Raw genomic sequence first — 18,192 nt, 5'->3', positions numbered from 1 at the left:
CAAGCACAGTCGACAAAGAAGCCTACTGGCCGGTACATCGTCGAGGCCTGTTCGGTAGGGCCATATGCTCATGGGTCATGTGGACCAATCTCGACCGCCCCCCGCTCGATGTCGCGGCTCTTCGTCGAGCACTTGTCGATGGACCGCAAGCGTCCTGGTCGAGGCTCGACGTGGTCGAGCAAACGGGCTCGACCAACGCTGACCTCATTGCACGAGCCGACGGGCTCGCCGATCGCACTGCGCTCGTCGCCGAGCATCAGGACAGCGGACGTGGCCGTCATTCACGCCCGTTCTCCGGCGCGCCTCGATCACAGATCCTGTTGTCGGTGCTGATGAAATTTCCAGGAATTGATCCGGCCGTCCTGGGGTGGCTACCGCTCCTGACCGGAGTCGCCGTAGTCGACACGCTGCGAACGGTGGCAGCCGTCGATGCGGCTCTGAAATGGCCGAACGACGTCTTGATCGAGGGGCGAAAGGTCGCTGGAATTCTCGCCGAGGTGGCTACCTACGGTCCGCATCCGGTCGTGGTGGTCGGTATCGGGCTGAACGTGTCGATGACGACGGAGGAACTTCCTGTCCCGACGGCGTCATCGCTGGTGCTAGAAAATGCGGTCGTGACCGATCGTGACACTATTCTGCGCGCAATGCTGCGTGGAATCGGTGCCGAAGTGGATTCCTGGAAGAACTCCGGTTGGAACACCGAGCATCTCGCTCAGCGATATCGCGAGCGGTGCGACACGGTGGGCCGAAGAGTTCGCGTCGAGATGCCTGGGGATCGAGTGTTGGTGGGTGAGGCGACCGACGTCGATATTCACGGCCGCATCGTCGTTCGTGACGATGACACCGGGCAATCGGTCGCCGTGGCGGCCGGTGACGTCACGCACCTACGCGCGTTGGAGTAATCGGAGAAGCCACATCATCCGCGACGGATGATGTGGCTTCGACAGTTGCGATGGGATCGTTCTGAGCAGATGAATACCTGCGGAGGGGCACTCATGGAACCGCGACATGCATCGGATGCGACGCCGTCGAGCGTGTCGGAATCGTGGTCGCTCCCACGTGGGGTGATCGTGTTGCTGGGGCTGGCCTCACTCGTCGTCTGCGTCGCCGGAACACGCGCGTTCTCCGGCGTGGTCGGGCCGACGTTTCTTGCCTTGATGCTGACGGTAGCGGTGCATCCGTTTCCAGAGTGGCTGCGACGCAAGGGGTTTGCGGCGTGGATCGCAACGATCATCGCGATTGTCGTGGTGTACTCCATCCTTCTCGTGTTGGTATTGGCACTCGTCGTATCGACCGCCCGACTTGCGACGCTGTTGCCGACCTACGCCGATGAATTCGACAGTCTTGTCGACAGCGTTCGGACTCTTTTGGCGAACAACGGAATTGGGCAAGACCAGATTCAAGGTTTGATGTCGAAAGTCGACGCAGGCACGGTGTTCGGTGTGATCGACAGTCTTCTCGTGGACGTCCTGGGTATTTTCTCCAACTTGGTTTTCGTCCTCGTGCTGCTGTTGTTCATGGCGGTCGACGGAAGTTCGTTCACCACTCGGATGTCGACATTGGTCGGTACCCGGCCCGATATCGCAGGCGCATTCGTGTCCTTCTCTACGGGAACTCGTACTTATCTGGTCGTCTCGACGATCTTCGGCTTGATCGTTGCCGTCATCGACGCAGGTGCGCTGTGGGCGATGGGTATCCCGCTTCCCGTGTTGTGGGGGCTGTTGTCGTTCATCACGAACTACATTCCCAACATCGGCTTCGTTCTCGGACTGGTTCCGCCCGCCCTGTTGGCGCTGTTGCAGGGCGGGCCCACGCTGATGATCGCGGTGATCGTCGTCTACAGCGTCGTCAACGTAATCATCCAGTCGATCATTCAGCCGAAGTTCGTCGGTGACGCCGTGGGATTGTCGGTCACTCTGACCTTTCTCTCGCTCGTGTTCTGGTCCTGGGTTCTCGGTCCGCTCGGAGCAGTCCTCGCCATCCCATTGACCTTGATGGCCAAGGCGCTGCTGGTGGACATCGATCCAGCAACCAGATGGGCGGACATTCTGATGTCCGGTGGTGACGGCCCTGCCCCCGATGCGGCAGCGGAACCCACCGATCCTGAGGCTGCCGATTCCGCCAGTGAGGAGGATGTCGGTGGCGCCGCCGATTCGGATGGCGAGGAGGACGCAGCTCTCGTGGCAGGATCGCCTCGTACGAATAAGGATCCGGCCGAGGAGTGAGTCGTATGGGGTACCCGGAAGATGCGTTGGCAGACGAGGAAGAACTGCTTCTGCATCATCACCCGCATTGGAAGATGCTGGTGTTGCCTGCGTTGTCATTCATCCTGGTCACCGCTGTCGCAGGTTTCCTGATCGGCCTGATTTCGGTAAAGCTCGACGGCTCGAGTTCCACCGTCGCATCGATAGTCACTGCAGTTCTGTGGGCGATCATCGTCGCTTGGCGGTGCATAGCCCCCCTCATCGGCTGGAGATGCACGCACTTCATCGTCACCGACCGCCGAGTGCTCATCCGGCAGGGCGTCATCACCCACTCGGGAATCGACATCCCGATGGGCCGTATTTCCAACGTCCAGTTTCGGCACGGACTGATCGATCGCATGCTCGGTACCGGAACCCTCATCATCGCCTCGGCGTCGGACGACCCGTTGGAATTCGACGACATTCCCCGCGTCCAGCGGGTTCATTCGCTTCTCTACCAGCAGGTATTCGACGCGCTGGAGATTCGCCGGGACGACCGTCCGCGGATCGACGACGGAGAAGTCTCGTATGAGGATTCTCCGGACACGGCAAAAAGAGGATGGCGTGCGGGGAAACGCTGGTAAACGAAGCGTTCTCACAGAAACGAACCGTAGGGTTGCGCGGGTGACCGAAGTGCTGCTTGCAGAAGACGACGAAGCAATTGCTGCCCCGCTCTCGCGAGCCCTGGGGCGTGAGGGGTACACGGTGACGGTCGAGCAGACCGGGCCGGCTGCCCTTCAGCGGGCCCTCGACGGGAACTACGACCTGCTGATTCTCGACCTCGGCCTGCCGGGAATGGACGGCCTGGAAGTCTGTCGGCAAGTCCGCGCCAACAGCTCCGAACTTGCCGTCCTGATGTTGACGGCGCGGACGGACGAGGTGGACTTCGTGGTCGGGCTCGACGCCGGCGCCGATGATTACGTCGGTAAGCCGTTTCGACTCGCCGAGCTGATGGCCCGCGTCCGGGCACTGCTTCGGCGGCGCGGTCCCGGTGAGGACACCCCGATCGAGGTCGGCGGGATCAGGTTGGAGCCAGCCGCCAGGCGAGTGCTGGTGAACGGAACCGAGATCGCATTGGCGAACAAGGAATACGAACTGCTCAAAGTGCTCCTCGACCATGCTGGGCAAGTCGTTTCCCGCGAGACGATTCTCCGGGAGGTATGGGGCGACGCGGAACTCCGTGGATCCAAGACACTCGACATGCACATGTCATGGCTGCGCAGGAAGATCGGTGACGAGGGATCGGTTTCCGAGCGCCGCATCGCCACTGTGCGCGGAGTCGGGTTCCGGATCAACAGCGACTGATCGATGCGCCGCCGCATACTGCAATCCATCCTTGCCGTCGTCCTGCTGACCGCTCTACTGCTCGGTCTGCCCCTCGTGTACACCGCCTGGCTATGGGTGGAGGATTTCACTCGCGACGACCTTCAACGGCGGCTCGATCGGATGGCATCGGAAATCCTGTCGCAAGAGGGAGAGCGAGGCATCGTGGAGGGTGTCCTCGACATCGGCTCGCTCAGGTTGGCCGTCCCAGAAGGTGGACGTCTCGTCGTGGTGTTTCCGACACCGCAAGATGCCGCGTCGAGGGTGGACATCGGTGAAAGCTTCGTGCCCGCCCCGTTGGTGGAATCGCTGTCGATGGGAACTGCGGGATCGCTACGGCTCGAAGTGCCGTCTCACGATATGAGAACCCTGCAGAAACAAGCCGTCGGTGCGGTCGCTCTCGTGGTGTTGGCCTCGATTCTCATCGGGACTGCGGTGGCCGTCTTGACCGCCAATCGGCTGGCCGATCCGCTCCGCGACGTCGCACGACGAGCGCAGCGACTCGCCGACGGAGACTTTCGTCCCGATCCGCGACGGCACGGAATTGCCGAGCTCGATCGGGTCTCGGAAGTCCTCGATTCGGCGACGGTCGAGATCGCGGGCCGACTGCAACGCGAGCATGCGCTGGTCGCCGACGTATCGCACCAGCTGCGCAGTCGGCTGACGGCCGTCCGACTTCGGCTCGACGAATTGTCGACGCATCCCGATCCCGACGTAGTTGCCGAAGCAGATGAAGCAATGGCACAGGTGGACCGGTTGACCCTGGCGATCGACGAGTTGGTGCGCTCGTCCCGTAGCGACGGGGCGGCAGGTGCCGAGGACGTAGCTGTCATCGCGGAGCTCAGCGGGGTCGTCGGGGAGTGGCAACGAAACTTCGAGGATGCCGGCCGAACACTGGAGCTCGAGGGTGGGCCGGGACTCAAAGCGTCGGTGACGGGTTCGAGATTGCGCGAGGCTGTGGCGGTCTTGGTGGACAACGCGCTCTCGCACGGCGGCGGAAAGTGCACGGTGGCAGTGCGACTGATTCCTGCGCTCGACACGGCCGAGCGACGGCGCGAGCCACTGGTATGCATCGAGGTTTCGGACGAGGGCAGCGGCGTCAGCAACGAGTTGGCTCCGCACATATTCGATCGAGGGTTCTCCGGCGCCGGATCGACCGGCGTGGGTCTTGCTCTCGCCCGAGCACTCGTCGAGGCGGACGGTGGGAGGCTCGAACTGCAGCGACGCAAGCCTGCTTTGTTCTCGGTATTTCTGCCTGCGTCACGTGAAGAAGCCGGTACCTCGTCTCCACGGGCTCGAGAGCCACGCTGAGCGCGCAGAAAGGTCAGCTGTGGCCGAGTTGTTCCTCGGCAGCTTCTGCGGGCGTCGGATCGTAATCGGTCGAGCCTGCCGCAGCGCCCCGCGCGTTTTCGTCGGGGAACGCAAACTTTCGTAGCGCCCAGAACCTGAATGCCATCTGTAGAAGATTGCCGATGATGTAGTTCAGGACGAAGTCGAGAATCAACACCATCGTCAGGCTGTTGTGCCCTTCGCGGATGTCGAACAAGTTGTTCGCCACCCACAGCGGGGCAGCCGCCAGAACGACACCGATCCCGCTGATCGTGAAGAACAGCAAAGCCTCGTGATGGCGCTCGCGGCCACCACGATTCTTGAAGGCCCACTCACGGTTGAGGATGTAGCTCAAAATGGTGGCCATCACGCCTGAGATGATCTTCGCGACGACAGGCTTGGGCTCGAGGATGGTCAGACTGAGCGAATAGAAAATCACCAGGTCGAACACCATCGTGGTCCCGCCGACGATTGCAAATTTGATCAGCTCGGTATGACGAATCGCCAGTACCCGTAGTGGACCGGGAAGGCGATGAATCAAACTGTCGATCGAGGGCACAACGAAGGAGTCTACGAAACGAGGTGCCTGATCGACTAACCGGCGCGCAGATCATCAGCGATTTCTCAGTGAAGTAATTGGGACTTCGCAGTGAAGGAATTGGACAGGACGCTCGAATTCATTCGTCATCAGAGGGGGTCTGCTTGCGGTGGAATCTGTCTCGCATGACACGATATGAAGCCGTGACAGGTCTATCTCCGCGCCCCACCACCCCCCGTAGCTCGTCCACCGGAATGCCGGTAGTGGCGATGATCGGCGGAGGCCAGTTGGCGCGAATGACGCATCAAGCCGCAATTGCGCTCGGCCAAACCCTACGAGTCCTCTCCGCAGGTTCCGATGAGCCGGCCGCGCAGGTCAGCGCCGATGTCGTACTCGGACACCACGACGACCTGAACGCCCTCCGCACGGTCGCTACGGGATCCAACGTCGTCACGTTCGACCACGAGCAAGTCCCGACCGAGCATCTCGAAGTCCTCGTTTCGGAAGGGGTCAACGTACAGCCACCGCCGTCGGCCCTGATCTACGCGCAGGACAAACTGAAGATGCGTCGGAAACTGGAAGAGCTCGGGATCCCGATCCCGAAATTCGCCGAGGTCACCTGGGTGGGAGACGTCACAGCTTTCGGAGACACCCACGGGTGGCCGGTGGTAGTCAAATCGATCCGTGGTGGATACGACGGACGTGGTGTGTGGATGCCGAAGGATGCGGACGAGGCAGAAGACATCGTGGCGCGTCAGCTCGATCTCGGCGTCGCACTGATGGTCGAGGAGAAGGTCGAACTGCGGCGCGAGCTCTCCGTCATGGTCGGGAGGTCTCCTTTCGGACAGGGTGCGGCGTGGCCCGTAGTCGAAACGGTGCAGCGCGACGGGCAATGCGCGGTGGTCATCGCACCGGCGGGCTCGCTCGACGACGATGTGGCGATCGACGCGGAAAGAATGGCTCTGGCGCTTGCTGCCGAGCTCGGAGTCGTCGGCGCCATGGCGGTCGAGCTGTTCGAGACCATCGACGGCGCCATCCTCGTGAACGAACTCGCGATGCGTCCGCACAACTCCGGGCATTGGAGCATGGACGGATGCCGAACTTCGCAGTTCGAGCAGCATGTTCGCGCGGTACTCGACTACCCACTGGGTGATACGACGCCGTTGGCTCCGGTCACGGTCATGGCCAATATTCTCGGAGCATCAGAGGCCCCGACGATGACGATGGACGAACGGCTTCATCACCTCTTCGCGCGGATGCCGGACGCCAAGGTTCATCTCTACGGCAAGGGCGAGCGCGAAGCCCGCAAGATCGGCCATGTCAACGTACTCGGATCACCGAACGGGCAAGCATCGGACGAGGCGTACGTAGCCGCTGTCCGGGAGAAAGCCGAACGCGCGGCACACTGGATGTCGCACGCAGAATGGACCGACGGATGGGACCCGCACCAATGACCGAACCACTGGGGCCTCAGGTCGGCCTCATCATGGGCAGCGACTCCGACTGGCCGACGATGGAGGCCGCAGCGGACGCATTGGCCGAATTCGGCATTCGCTTCGAGGTCGGTGTCGTCTCGGCGCACCGCACACCCAAGCGCATGCTCGATTACGCGACGAGCGCGGCCGAGCGGGGGCTCAGCGTGATCATCGCCGGAGCCGGTGGAGCAGCTCATCTGCCAGGCATGGTCGCTTCGGCGACGCCGCTGCCGGTCATCGGTGTACCTGTTCCCTTGAAGTACTTGGACGGTATGGATTCACTGCTGTCGATCGTGCAGATGCCCGCCGGGATACCGGTTGCCACGGTGTCGATCGGTGGTGCTCGCAACGCAGGGCTCCTCGCGGTTCGCATTCTGGGCGCCTCGGACCCCGAGCTCCGGTCGCGAATCGAGAAGTTTCAACAAGACCTAGAGGCAATGGTGCTCGACAAGGACGCGGCACTGCGCGCCAAGCTCCTCGGGTAGTGCGTTTCGCTCCGGTGTCCGCATGGTCGATCCGGCGGCCGGACACCTGTACTCGGGGGCGCACGGTAGCCGTCGTCACCTACCTTGCGCTCGTCTATGCGACGTTGTGGCGGGCCGAGATCGTCTTCGACGACGAGTATCGGCTCTTCATCTGTCGGGGAATGCGTGCGGGTTTCGGTCGCGGCGGAACGACCATCGGTGCCGCTTACCTCACCCGCGCCAACATCTCGCGCAGTGTTCTGCGCCATGAGGCGGTGCACGCAGACCAGTGGGCGAGGTACGGGCCACTGTTCGCGGTTCGCTATCTGGTGGAGGAACTACGGAATCCGGGCGCGCGGAATCGCTTCGAGATCGAAGCAGGCCTCGACGACGGTGGATACGTCGGCAGGTCCTAACCGAGCGTCTTGGTGACCTTTTCGGTAGTGCTGCGACGGTCGGTCTTCGTCTCGTCTGGGTTGTTCACTTGCACGAGCGAGCTGCCGGAAACCAAAACCGACAGTAGTCCGTCGATCAATTCCTCGGTCGTACCCCATGGCAACGACGAGAGCACGCGGTCTCCAGTGTCCAACGAATGTGCCTGGGCTCGGCTACGTGCCTCCGCCAACACCTCCTCGATCGATCGTCCGTCGAGAGCAGCTCCCGCGCCGGTCGGCCGAAATTGGTCTCCGTGTACGCGTACCGAGGTGGCGTAGTCGGTCACTCCGATAGGAAGATCGGGAACCGGTTTGCCGAATGCATCGAGCGACAGGGCGAGTATTTCGGGTATGTCGCCGGCCTCGTCGATTCGAGAACCGTGCACGAGTGCGAGCTCTGCCGTGTCGTCCGCGACAAGGACGACCTCGGCACCTGCCCACCACGCACCGAGCAGGACGGCCACGGTCTGCCAGTGAGCGGGAAGCAGGATACTGACCTTGGCACCGGGTGCGAGTCCGAACTCGTCGCACAACAGGTTGGCGGTCTTTGCAGCCCAATTGGCGAGCGTGATCGTCGATACCTCGACCCGTTCACCCGTCCCGTCGTCGTAATACGTCACCCGCGGACCGGAGGGATCGGTCGCGAGTATCGGATCGAGCAGTTCCTGCGTCAACGTTGAGGCCACAGGCGCAACCCTAGCGGAGCTCAGTTGACGCAAGCAGGGCCCGCCGAGCCTGCGTCGATCGGCGGTGCAGGTGATTCGCCTGCACCGCTCGCGGCCGTACCGTTGGTAGTTGGGGATGCGGTTGTCGGTGATGCGGTGCTGCCGTCGGCCCCGGGGCCGGAGTAGTCGGAGGCCAGTACCACCCGAACGGTGTCGCGCGGCAGTGTGTCGTCGGAGGCCACTTCGAGCCCGCCGAGAGCAGCTGCCACCGACCTCGCTGCATCACTGTCCGGATCTGCCGCCTGAATCGTTGTGGCGGAGACCGACGCTCCCTCGTAGTTTCCGACCGAGCCGCTCGTGTATCCGAGCGATCCGAGCGACGCTGCCACACCGTTCGCGAGTCCGTCGATTCCGCTGTCGTTGGCGACGTCCACCGTGACCGAAGACGGGTCGACGGTGGGAGTGTCGGTCGCCGGTGCAGAGTCCTGGTCGTCGACGGACCCGTCGACAAGCCTCTCGACGTAGGTCTTCACCGCATCTGGATCGACCTCGACAATCGATTCGCCGTAATCGGTTACACCGTTGATGTCGACGGCGGGGATCGTCTCGAACTTGACCTTACCGCCGGCGAGATCCTGCAAACGGGTCGCGAATTGGAGTATGTCCCAATCGGAATCAAGAACAACCGAACGCTGGACTGCGGAGCTGAGCTGACTCAACTTGCTCGGGTTGCTCAACGTTTTCGCGCTCAGCACACTCCGCACGAGTGATGCCATGAATACCTGCTGACGCACGATTCGGTCGAGGTCGCCACGCGGAAGATCGTGTCGCTGCCGGACGAAACTCAACGCGTCGGCACCGGACAGTGTCTGCTCGCCGCCGGGGAAGTTCGCTCCGGACAGCGGCTCGTCCACCGGGGCGTTGAGGCACACGTTCACGCCGCCGACCGCATCGGTCAGCAGTACGAAACCGAGTAGACCCACCTCGGCGTAGTGATCAACGGTGACCCCCGTCAGATCGGCCACCGATTCGATGAGCGCCTCGCGTCCGGCTTCGGTCGACTGTGAGTCCGCGTCCGTGTCGGACACACCCTGCTCGACGAGTTCGAGGCGCTTGTTCTCCTTCGTTGCGCCGTAAGCCGCGTTGATCTTGGACTTTCCGAGTCCCGGAACCGCGACGTACGCATCACGGGGTATCGAGATCGCGGTTGCCGAAGAACCGTCGTTGGGTACGCGAATAAGGACGATCGTGTCCGTGTTCGATGCCACCTCGTCACCGGCATGCAGTGAATCGAGCTCGCTTTGCGTCAGGGCGTTGCCGTGCGCATCGGTGCGGCTGTCGGTGCCGACCATGAGGATGTCCACTGCGCCGTCGGATCCACCACCCAAACCGAGGCCACCTGCAGTAGCGATGTTCGAGCGAAGGTCGTCGACGCTTCGCCATGCGAAACCTGTCACGACCAGCACAAGAACGGACATGGCCGCGATCAGCATCCGAGGAATGCCTGGCCTGTCGGCCGGTAGTCCGTTTCCAGGTTTGCCGCCGGCACTCTCGTCCTCGCTGAGGCGGTCATTGCGGTGTGGCGCCCGAGTGCGCCCCCGGGCAGGGCGTTGCCCAGGGTCGCGACGGCGCGCCGAGGACCGCCGCGCGCCTCGCGATCCGTCAGACTCTCGTTGCACCTGGTGACCTCTCCACTCTTGTTCTACGCATTTCTCGCCCCGACCAGTCAGGTTACTTGTGAAGTGTCACCGTCTCGCTCAAGCACGGGCGGCGTGCCACACTTTGCAACTGTGGCGAAAATCCTTGTGACCGGAGCGGGCGGACAGCTCGGCCGGCAGATACTGCACCTTTCGAACAACAGCAACGGTGCGAGCAGCGTAACGACGCTCGGTGTGACCAGCGCAGAGCTGGACATCACCGACGCGAGGTCAGTTGCCGACGCCGTCGAGCCGGGCATGGTGGTGATCAACTGCGCCGCCTATACCGCGGTCGATGCTGCAGAATCGGACGAAGCAACGGCGTTGAAGGTAAACGCAGACGGTCCCGAGAACCTGGCGATTGCTTGTGCGCGCGTCGGTGCGCGCCTCGTGCACGTCTCGACCGACTATGTGTTCGACGGCACCGCGACTTTTCCGTACCTACCTCAATCCCCGACGGCCCCGCGCAGCGCTTACGGAAGAACCAAGCTAGCCGGTGAGCAGGCTGTCCTACGAGTGTTGCCGTCGGCAACGGTCGTGCGTACAGCCTGGGTCTACACCGGAACCGGGGCAGACTTCGTCTCGACGATGCTGCGCCTCGAGCGTGAGCGAGAGACCGTGTCGGTGGTGAACGATCAGATCGGATCTCCGACCTATTCCCGTGATCTCGCGTCCGGATTACTGGAACTCGCTGCTTCGCCGCCGAGCGGGCAGGCGATACTTAATCTGACAAATGCTGGGACCGCAAGCTGGTTCGAATTGGCACGTGCTGTTTTCGCCGGTGCGGGTGCAGACCCGGAACGTGTGTTGGCCTGCTCGAGTGCCGAGTTCGTGCGACCGGCCCCCAGGCCGTCGTACTCGGTGTTGTCCGCTGATGCCTGGACCGCTGCCGGCCTCACCCCACTACGGCCGTGGCGCGAAGCACTCACCGACGCGTTGGGTGAGGTTAGTGCCGGCGCGAGGTGAGGCAATACCGGCTTCGCCGGTTAGTCTGGCCCGCGTGAGTTCCAAGCTGGCCGTCGTCACGGTGACATATTCCCCCGGGAAGTATCTGGATCAATTCCTCTCCTCCCTCTCTTCGGCGACAGAGGAGGTGCCGCTCGTCATCATGGCCGACAATGGGTCGACCGACGGAAGCGTCGAGGCCGCGGATGCGCGCTACCCCCACGTGAGGTTGTTTCGAACCGGCGCCAATCTCGGCTACGGCGGGGCCGTGAACCGCGCGGTAGCCGAACTCGACGACGACATCGAGTTCGTTGTCGTCGCCAATCCCGATGTGCGGTGGCATCCCGGATCTCTCGACGGGTTGCTTGCCGCGGCCGAGCGATGGCCTCGTGCGGGTGCGCTCGGGCCTCTCATCCGCGAGCCCGACGGCACCAGGTACCCGTCTGCACGCGCAGTTCCGGACCTCACCTCAGGTGTCGGACATGCTGTCCTCGGCAAGATCTGGCCGGGCAATCCGTGGACGCAACGTTATCGGCAGGACAACGAGGCGGTTGCCGAACGCGCGGTCGGCTGGTTGTCCGGATCTTGCCTTTTGCTTCGTCGTGCCGCTTTCGATTCCGTCAACGGGTTCGATTCCCGTTACTTCATGTATATGGAGGATGTCGACTTGGGAGATCGGCTCGGAACCGCCGGATGGCTGAATGTCTACGTGCCCGACGTGGAAATCACCCACACCAAAGGTCATGCGGCAGGCCGACATCCAGAGTTGATGCTGCCCGCGCATCACACCAGTGCGTACAGGTTTCAGGCAGACCGGCACCCCCACCCGTGGCAGGCTCCCATACGATGGGTTCTGCGAGCGGGCCTTGCGGTGCGCTCGAAGGTGGTTGTGGCTGCGGCACTTCGACAGCGACAGATCGACGAGAATAGAGAGGCCGACCATGTCAGCTGAAACCCGCTCCAACACAGATGCCGTAATTCTTGTGGGCGGCAAAGGAACTCGCTTGCGGCCACTCACGCTGTCGGCTCCGAAGCCTATGCTGCCGACTGCCGGGCTGCCATTTCTGACACATTTGCTCGCACGTATCAAGGCAGCAGGCATCGATCACGTGGTGTTGGGAACATCGTTCAAAGCCGAGGTTTTCGAGGAGTACTTCGGTGACGGTTCGTCGCTCGGTATCGAACTCGAGTACGTCACCGAGACGGAGCCCATGGGCACCGGAGGCGGTATTCGCAACGTTCTACCGCGGTTGCGGGCGGACAACGTCGTCGTGTTCAACGGCGACGTCCTCGGCGGAACCGACTTGACCGCCGTCCTGGACACCCATGAGCGGACCGACGCGGATGTGACGCTGCATCTCGTGCGCGTCGGTGACCCTCGTGCATTCGGCTGTGTTCCAACTGATGCCGACGGGCGTGTGACAGCGTTCCTGGAGAAGGCTCAGGATCCGCCGACGGACCAGATCAATGCTGGTTGCTACGTATTCAAGCGTGAGATCATCGAGACCATTCCGCATGATCGGCCGGTATCGGTCGAGCGGGAAGTGTTTCCCTCCCTTCTCGCCGATGGTCGTCGGGTCTTCGGCCATGTGGACAGTGCCTATTGGCGTGATATGGGAACCCCGGAAGACTTCGTTCAGGGCTCGGCGGATCTCGTGCGCGGCATCGCTCCATCGCCGGCGTTGAACGGCACCCGAGGCGAATCCCTCGTCCATCCCAGCGCGGGCGTTGCTCCCGGTGCGCTGCTGATCGGTGGCACCGTCATCGGCCGTGGCGCGGAGATCGGCGCAGGCGCCCGTCTCGACGGCGCGGTCGTGTTCGACGGTGCGGTCGTCGAAGCGGGTGCAGTCGTCGAGCGTTCGATCCTGGGATTCGGTGTACGCATCGGACCGCGCGCACTGATCCGTGACGCCATCATCGGCGACGGAGCCGACATCGGTGCCCGCTGTGAACTGCTTCGCGGCGCCAGAGTGTGGCCGGGGGTCAAGTTGCCCGACGGCGGAGTCCGGTTCTCCACCGACGTCTGATGTCGCTAGCGCAGTAGCGCGAGCTCGACGAGATGGGTGATCGTGTCCTTCTCGGCGGTGTCGGGAAGTGCGTCGACGGGCCACCAGCGCAGGTCCGTGGATTCCGCACTGCGGACGGCCTGGGCCCCGACGGGGGCGCGCACCAAGAATCTCAGGTCGAGGTGCCGGGTGGGCTTGCCGAGCGAGCATGTGATCGGGTGTGTGTGCGCGGACAGCAGAGCCGGGTCGATGTCGAGATTGTCGATCCCGGACTCTTCCCGAGCTTCCCGCAACGCGGCGTCGACCACCGTGTCGTCGGATTCTTCGCAATGACCGCCCAGCTGGATCCAACGGCCCACCCGCGGGTGCAGGGTGAGAAGTACATTGCGGCCCTCCGCGTCGAGAACCAGCGAAGATGCCGTGAGGTGCCCTGCTTCGTTGGCTCGCATGCAGGCGTCGGCATTGCTGTCGACGAAGGCGAGCATCGTGTGACGGAGCGAATCTTCGTGCCACTGGCTCGTCCGCCACTGCTCCAGCACAGTAGTGGCGGAACGACGGAGCGTGCTCGAACTCATCTCACATCTCCAGTAGTTCGTCACCCAATGGGTGTGGTTTCCGCAGATCGACAGGGCTGTCCGGATGACCGATTGCGATGGCGCCCATGGCTCTCCAGTCGGTGGGCACGCCCAACTCGCTGCGCACCAGGTCAGCAGCGAAAATCGTCGAGCCGATCCAACAGCTACCGAGTCCTCGCACTGCAAGCGCCACGAGCAGGCCTTGCACCGCGGCGCCGACCGCAACGGTGAACATGGTTTCCTCGGCTCGGTTTCGGCGCTCGTCGGGATACGTGTGTGCGCCGTCGGGTACGCAGAAGGGGATCACGATTTCGGGCGCATCGAACAAGATGTCGCCTCGTGAAGTTCTGCGCTCTATCTGCTCGTCGGTGTATCCGTCCGAGCGGAGGTCCTCACTCCACTTTTCTTTCATCTTGTTCAACAGTTGGGTGCGTAGAGCCGGGGTGCGAACCCACACGAATCGAACCGGATGGGTGTGGTGCGGTGCGGGAGCAGTCAGTGCTTCGCCGACGGCGCCGCGTATTTCCTCTGGATCCACCGATTCACCGGTGAAGGAACGAACCGAGCGGCGAACGAGAAGCGCCTCCCGCCGCCCCCTGTCGATCGACTCGTTGGTACCGAGCCAGAAGAGGTCTTCCTCTCCGCTGCGCACCAAATCCCTTGCGCCGGTGCCATTGTCGATCGGCTTCAGGCCACGTACGACGGCAACCGGAACGGCGCCGAGCTTTCCCTTGACCAGATCGCCTGCAGCAGCGATCTCGTCGGCGACAGCGACTTCGGTCACGATCAACTCGTTACCCTGGCCGTCCTCGGCGCCGGCATAGCCATGGATCACGGCGAGACCGGCCGAGCCGATCGCGGCATCGATCTGTCCGATTCGCCACGCGCGCCCCATGGTGTCGGTGATGACGACGCCGACGTCGACACCGAGCGATGACGCCAGGGCCGCTCGTATGGCGGCAGCGCTTGCATCCGGATCTCGCGGGAGCAGTGCCAATTCGGCCCGATCGACGTTGGATCCATCGATTCCAGAGGCGGCCTGCACTATGCCGAGTCGATTCTCGGTGATCAGTGTTCGACCTTTGCGAGCAACGATCCGAACTGCTTCCTGCTCGACCAGCAGTCTTCGCGCGGCATCTCGTTCTTCTGGATCCAGTGGTGCGTCGACCAGTCGACCTTCGGCCTTGGACACGATCTTGCTGGTGACCACTAATATGTCGTCGTTGCGGATCCACGGTGCGCACGCGGCTATCGAGGACGCAACATCGTCGCCCGGCCGAAACTCCGGTAACCCGGTCACCGGGATGATCTCGATGCTGCCGCCAGGCGCATGGTCGGTCGGAATCGGCTCGGTCACAGCTCGAGTCCAGCCGAACGAAGTGCCGCTGCGGCCATCAGAGCGGTCGTTTCGGGGTCGGTCATCAGTAACGGCACGCTGTGTACATCAACGCCGGGAATGGTGGCCTGATCGGTCGAATGGATCAACCATGCGTCGAGGATTCCGGTGTCCGATCGTGCGCCGTAGTGACGGCCGACGGCCTCGGCGGACGTCTCGACACCGATGACGGTCAGACATTCGTCTGCCATCCCGCGCAACGGCTTTCCGTCCACTACCGGCGACAGACCGACAACCTTGGCCGACGTCGTACGTAGTGCACTGCGGATTCCGGGGACAGCGAGGATCGCGCCGACGCTCACCACCGGATTGGATGGAGCCAGGATCACGGCGTCGGCGTCGGCGAGGGCATCGAGGACCCCGGGTGCCGGAGTTGCTTGTTCGGCACCGATATTGGCGAAACTGTGTGTTGGAATCTGTGCTCGGTAGCGAACCCACCACTCCTGAAAGTGGATTGCTCGCTGAGTGTCCCCGTCCTTTTCGTCCGGGTCGGTGACGACGACGTGTGTCTCGCTCCGGTCGTCGGTCACCGGTAGCAGTCGCACGCCTGGCTTCCATCGGTTGCACAAGGCTTCGGTCACCGCCGAGAGTGGATATCCGGTCCTGAGCATCCGACTCCGGATGAGATGTGTGGCTATGTCTCTGTCGCCGAGCCCGAACCAATCCGGGTCGGCCCCGTACGCGGCGAGTTCGTCACGCGCGTGCCAAGTCTCCGCGATGCGTCCCCAACCACGCTCGGTATCGATGCCGTCGCCCAGGGTGTACATACATGTGTCGAGGTCGGGGCAGATGCGTAAACCGTGCATCCACACGTCGTCTCCGACATTGACGATCGCAGTAATCTCGTCGTCGTCCCCGAGCAGTGTTTTGAGGCCCTGAAGGAACCGGGCTCCGCCGACTCCACCGACCAAGACAGTCACTTTCACAGATTCAGAGCCTAGGCGCTCGGTCGAACCGACCGGTCGGCGCCCGCCATCTCGGCGGCGCTGGGACGGTGAAATCCGGACTCACTCCCGGTTTCGGTGCGTTTTTCGGGGCGCGACACGCCGATGACGGGCGATTATTCGGGGAGAGGGCTGATTCCGACCTGGAGATGGTATTGCAATATCCCGTATCGGCTTGACCGCAACCTACTTCGGCGTGTCTAATCACATTTATGTCATTACCCGGTCGTCAGGCGAGTTCGCTTGGAGTGACCCTTGATTCGAACACTCGTTCCCATGTGACGTCAAGTATGCCGGAGCATGTGTTGGAAGTCGATGGTTGGGGTATGGCTACGAATATCGGCGCGGGGCAAGGTGTTCGGAACCGACCGGAAATTTCTGCGCTATCGAATGGTGAGGAGGCGGAAGCGATGTACGACCAGTACGTGGCACGTGAACAGCGGGACGAACCCCAGGCTCACCTCAGCGTAGTCAGCGACGCGTCGCAGACCGATTCCCGAGTACGCGCGGCACGAGGCGACTACGGGAACCGTATGAACGACAAGACTTTTGCGACACATGTAGATAGCGGCCGCTCGGATGCATTCGCTGTCGGTGTAGCTGCAGCGGACGAGGACCTCGGCCGCGATTCTGTGGTGCAGGGGTCGGTAGATTCCGACGATCGGGCCGATTCCGATTCAGGTTCAATGGTTTCCAGCGCTTGCGGTGCCGATCGCGATTCCGTGGCGCTTGTCTCCGCGGACGTGGATTTCGAGGATGAAGACGACTCGGTGGGGGAGGGAACGGCTCTGCCAGTTCGTGTTCCGGAAAAGCCGTTCCTGAGCGCAGTCGCCGGATTCGATCGAATGTTCGAGGAGATCGAAGATCAGTGGCAAGAGCGTGCGCTGTGCGCGCAGACCGATCCTGAGGCATTTTTTCCCGAGAAGGGTGGATCGACTCGGGAAGCAAAACGTATCTGCCTCGGTTGCGATGTCAAGGGCGAATGCCTCGAGTACGCGCTTGCCAAGGATGAGCGTTTCGGAATCTGGGGAGGACTGTCGGAGCGGGAGCGTCGTCGGCTCAAGCGGGGTATCGGCTAGATCGAAATTCGTGCCGAATCCTTCGGCTAACGTTCCTCTTCCATACCCGGGTCGATGATGTCGGGGTCGACCCCTAGGTAGGTCGCAACCTGTTCGACAAGTACCTCGTAGAGAAGATCCTCCAGATCCTCCGGGTGCTTGGCTCTTCGCTCCAGCGGGCGCCTGAACAATACGATCCGTGCGCGTGTCGAATCACCGCGCTTGTCGATGCCGGCCGGTACCAATCTGGACAACGGAACGGGCCCCTCTGCTACCACTTCGGGAGGCCACGTGACCGATTCGGGATCTATGGCCCTGATTTTGGGTACTTCGTCGACCGCGATGTCCAGCCTCTCCAACCGCTCGTGCCACTTGTGGTCGATGCGAGCAAATGCCTCCAGCACCACGCGGTCGAATTTGTCTGCTCGCGATCGGTGCCCCGGGACGTTCGAGGGAAGCACCGGGCCGCGAACTCCGCGGCCGCGCCGGTCCGCAGATCGGGAGGTCGGTTGTCGTCCGGAGCCAGTTCGAGCCATGCCCAAGGTTATCGTCCGACCCTTCGCGGTGTGTCGGGCGGCGTGCAGTCTGAACCGAGGGATAGTCTCTTGCTCGTGAGATCACTGCGTGGATGCTGCCGGCCCGGGTGTAGTCGTTCGGCCGTCGCGACGCTCACGTATGTCTACTCGGACTCGACTGCCGTAGTGGGACCGCTTGCCACCGTCGCCGAACCCCACTCATGGGACCTGTGTGAAGTACACGCTGTGACCACCACTGCCCCCAAGGGCTGGGAAATGGTTCGCTACGAGGGTGGCTTCACCACGACGACGCCCGACGAGGACGACTTGACGGCGCTGGCCGAAGCCGTTCGCGAAGCAGGCCGCGGCGATCGTGTCCGACGCGAGGATACCGAGTCGGTGGACCGAGTTCGAGAACGGGACATCCGCGCTGACGTAGTCGGAGATCGTCGGACGTCTGTGCCGGCACGGACCGGCCGACGGGGTCACCTGCGGGTGCTTCCGGATCCCACTTCCTGACTTGTTGGTGAATCCCCGCGTTCTACCCGGCTGTTCGGCCTTTTGTTCCGTTCGCTGTTCCGTCGT

20 protein-coding genes are annotated in these 18,192 nt (G+C 62.6%); 13 read left to right on the top strand and 7 right to left on the bottom strand.

What is annotated here, in order from left to right:
* The first annotated feature begins 77 nt into the window (after positions 1 to 77).
* From QMK32_RS15535 to QMK32_RS15515, 5 genes are all read left to right on the top strand, one after another.
* Positions 78 to 902 (top strand): biotin--[acetyl-CoA-carboxylase] ligase, encoded by an 825-nt coding sequence (locus QMK32_RS15535; RefSeq protein ID WP_283475958.1) that lies wholly within the window; start codon positions 78 to 80, stop codon positions 900 to 902.
* Positions 903 to 995: 93 nt separating this feature from the next.
* Positions 996 to 2,225, top strand: a complete 1,230-nt coding sequence (locus QMK32_RS15530) for an AI-2E family transporter (protein WP_269303193.1) — start codon at positions 996 to 998, stop codon at positions 2,223 to 2,225.
* A 5-nt stretch (positions 2,226 to 2,230) separates the two neighbouring features.
* Positions 2,231 to 2,827, top strand: coding sequence for a PH domain-containing protein (locus tag QMK32_RS15525; protein WP_283475957.1), 597 nt, complete (start codon positions 2,231 to 2,233; stop codon positions 2,825 to 2,827).
* A 40-nt stretch (positions 2,828 to 2,867) separates the two neighbouring features.
* Positions 2,868 to 3,548, top strand: coding sequence for a response regulator transcription factor (locus QMK32_RS15520; RefSeq protein WP_269303196.1), 681 nt, complete (start codon positions 2,868 to 2,870; stop codon positions 3,546 to 3,548).
* A gap of 3 nt (positions 3,549 to 3,551) precedes the next feature.
* Positions 3,552 to 4,877: a sensor histidine kinase gene (locus tag QMK32_RS15515; protein ID WP_283475956.1), complete on the top strand. Its 1,326-nt coding sequence runs from the start codon at positions 3,552 to 3,554 to the stop codon at positions 4,875 to 4,877.
* A gap of 13 nt (positions 4,878 to 4,890) precedes the next feature.
* Here the strand turns inward: QMK32_RS15515 and QMK32_RS15510 are convergent, their stop codons facing one another.
* A complete protein-coding gene (locus QMK32_RS15510) occupies positions 4,891 to 5,454 on the bottom strand; it encodes a GtrA family protein (protein WP_283475955.1) in 564 nt (187 codons plus the stop codon).
* 164 nt (positions 5,455 to 5,618) lie between these two features.
* Between QMK32_RS15510 and QMK32_RS15505 the strand changes: the two genes are divergently transcribed.
* From QMK32_RS15505 to QMK32_RS15495, 3 genes are read left to right on the top strand one after another with little or no spacing between them, the layout of a single operon-like run.
* Positions 5,619 to 6,887: a 5-(carboxyamino)imidazole ribonucleotide synthase gene (locus tag QMK32_RS15505; protein WP_283475953.1), complete on the top strand. Its 1,269-nt coding sequence runs from the start codon at positions 5,619 to 5,621 to the stop codon at positions 6,885 to 6,887.
* Positions 6,884 to 7,393, top strand: coding sequence for a 5-(carboxyamino)imidazole ribonucleotide mutase (gene purE, locus QMK32_RS15500; protein ID WP_283475952.1), 510 nt, complete (start codon positions 6,884 to 6,886; stop codon positions 7,391 to 7,393). The genes QMK32_RS15505 and purE overlap by 4 nt, the downstream gene beginning before the upstream one ends.
* 14 nt (positions 7,394 to 7,407) lie before the next feature.
* Entirely contained in the window at positions 7,408 to 7,788 is a 381-nt protein-coding gene (locus QMK32_RS15495; protein ID WP_502943643.1) for a hypothetical protein, read from the top strand.
* On the opposite strand, the gene QMK32_RS15490 is transcribed toward QMK32_RS15495, so the two are convergent.
* Positions 7,785 to 8,492 (bottom strand): TIGR03089 family protein, encoded by a 708-nt coding sequence (locus QMK32_RS15490; RefSeq protein ID WP_283475950.1) that lies wholly within the window; start codon positions 8,490 to 8,492, stop codon positions 7,785 to 7,787. The two genes, QMK32_RS15495 and QMK32_RS15490, sit on opposite strands and share 4 nt — an antisense overlap.
* A 20-nt stretch (positions 8,493 to 8,512) precedes the next feature.
* Positions 8,513 to 9,964, bottom strand: coding sequence for an LCP family protein (locus QMK32_RS15485; protein ID WP_283476136.1), 1,452 nt, complete (start codon positions 9,962 to 9,964; stop codon positions 8,513 to 8,515).
* 297 nt (positions 9,965 to 10,261) lie between these two features.
* Here QMK32_RS15485 and rfbD point away from each other — a divergent pair, with 297 nt between their 5' ends.
* Genes rfbD through manB form a run of 3 tightly spaced genes read left to right on the top strand, consistent with a single transcriptional unit; the run spans position 10,262 to position 13,140 of the window.
* Positions 10,262 to 11,134 carry a dTDP-4-dehydrorhamnose reductase gene (rfbD, locus tag QMK32_RS15480; RefSeq protein WP_283475949.1) on the top strand — a complete coding sequence of 291 codons (873 nt, stop codon included), beginning with the start codon at positions 10,262 to 10,264 and terminating at the stop codon, positions 11,132 to 11,134.
* Positions 11,135 to 11,168: 34 nt separating this feature from the next.
* On the top strand, positions 11,169 to 12,065 hold the full coding sequence (locus QMK32_RS15475; RefSeq protein WP_283475948.1) for a glycosyltransferase family 2 protein: 897 nt from the start codon (positions 11,169 to 11,171) through the stop codon (positions 12,063 to 12,065).
* Positions 12,055 to 13,140: a mannose-1-phosphate guanylyltransferase gene (manB, locus tag QMK32_RS15470; protein ID WP_283475947.1), complete on the top strand. Its 1,086-nt coding sequence runs from the start codon at positions 12,055 to 12,057 to the stop codon at positions 13,138 to 13,140. Before QMK32_RS15475 ends, manB begins: the two co-directional genes overlap by 11 nt.
* Positions 13,141 to 13,145: 5 nt before the next feature.
* Here manB and QMK32_RS15465 read toward each other — a convergent pair whose 3' ends face one another.
* The 3 genes from QMK32_RS15465 to cofD are packed head-to-tail and all read right to left on the bottom strand — an operon-like array spanning position 13,146 to position 16,016.
* On the bottom strand, positions 13,146 to 13,694 hold the full coding sequence (locus QMK32_RS15465; RefSeq protein WP_283475945.1) for an NUDIX hydrolase: 549 nt from the start codon (positions 13,692 to 13,694) through the stop codon (positions 13,146 to 13,148).
* Position 13,695: 1 nt separating this feature from the next.
* Positions 13,696 to 15,051: a coenzyme F420-0:L-glutamate ligase gene (locus QMK32_RS15460; RefSeq protein ID WP_283475944.1), complete on the bottom strand. Its 1,356-nt coding sequence runs from the start codon at positions 15,049 to 15,051 to the stop codon at positions 13,696 to 13,698.
* The gene (gene cofD / locus QMK32_RS15455; protein ID WP_283475942.1) at positions 15,048 to 16,016 is read right to left on the bottom strand and encodes a 2-phospho-L-lactate transferase; all 969 of its coding nucleotides are present in this window, start codon (positions 16,014 to 16,016) and stop codon (positions 15,048 to 15,050) included. Before cofD ends, QMK32_RS15460 begins: the two co-directional genes overlap by 4 nt.
* Before the next feature lie 863 nt (positions 16,017 to 16,879).
* Between cofD and QMK32_RS15450 the strand changes: the two genes are divergently transcribed.
* A complete protein-coding gene (locus QMK32_RS15450; protein ID WP_269303718.1) occupies positions 16,880 to 17,113 on the top strand; it encodes a WhiB family transcriptional regulator in 234 nt (77 codons plus the stop codon).
* 26 nt (positions 17,114 to 17,139) lie between these two features.
* Here the strand turns inward: QMK32_RS15450 and QMK32_RS15445 are convergent, their stop codons facing one another.
* On the bottom strand, positions 17,140 to 17,628 hold the full coding sequence (locus tag QMK32_RS15445) for a metallopeptidase family protein (protein WP_283475940.1): 489 nt from the start codon (positions 17,626 to 17,628) through the stop codon (positions 17,140 to 17,142).
* 75 nt (positions 17,629 to 17,703) lie between these two features.
* Between QMK32_RS15445 and QMK32_RS15440 the strand changes: the two genes are divergently transcribed.
* Positions 17,704 to 18,126 carry a DUF3499 domain-containing protein gene (locus QMK32_RS15440; protein ID WP_269303218.1) on the top strand — a complete coding sequence of 141 codons (423 nt, stop codon included), beginning with the start codon at positions 17,704 to 17,706 and terminating at the stop codon, positions 18,124 to 18,126.
* Positions 18,127 to 18,192 lie beyond the last annotated feature (66 nt).

Source organism: Rhodococcus sp. H29-C3, from assembly GCF_030063405.1.
GTDB lineage: Bacteria > Actinomycetota > Actinomycetes > Mycobacteriales > Mycobacteriaceae > Rhodococcoides.
Note: the sequence above shows the minus strand (reverse complement) of the source record. Positions and strands in the feature narration are given on the sequence as shown.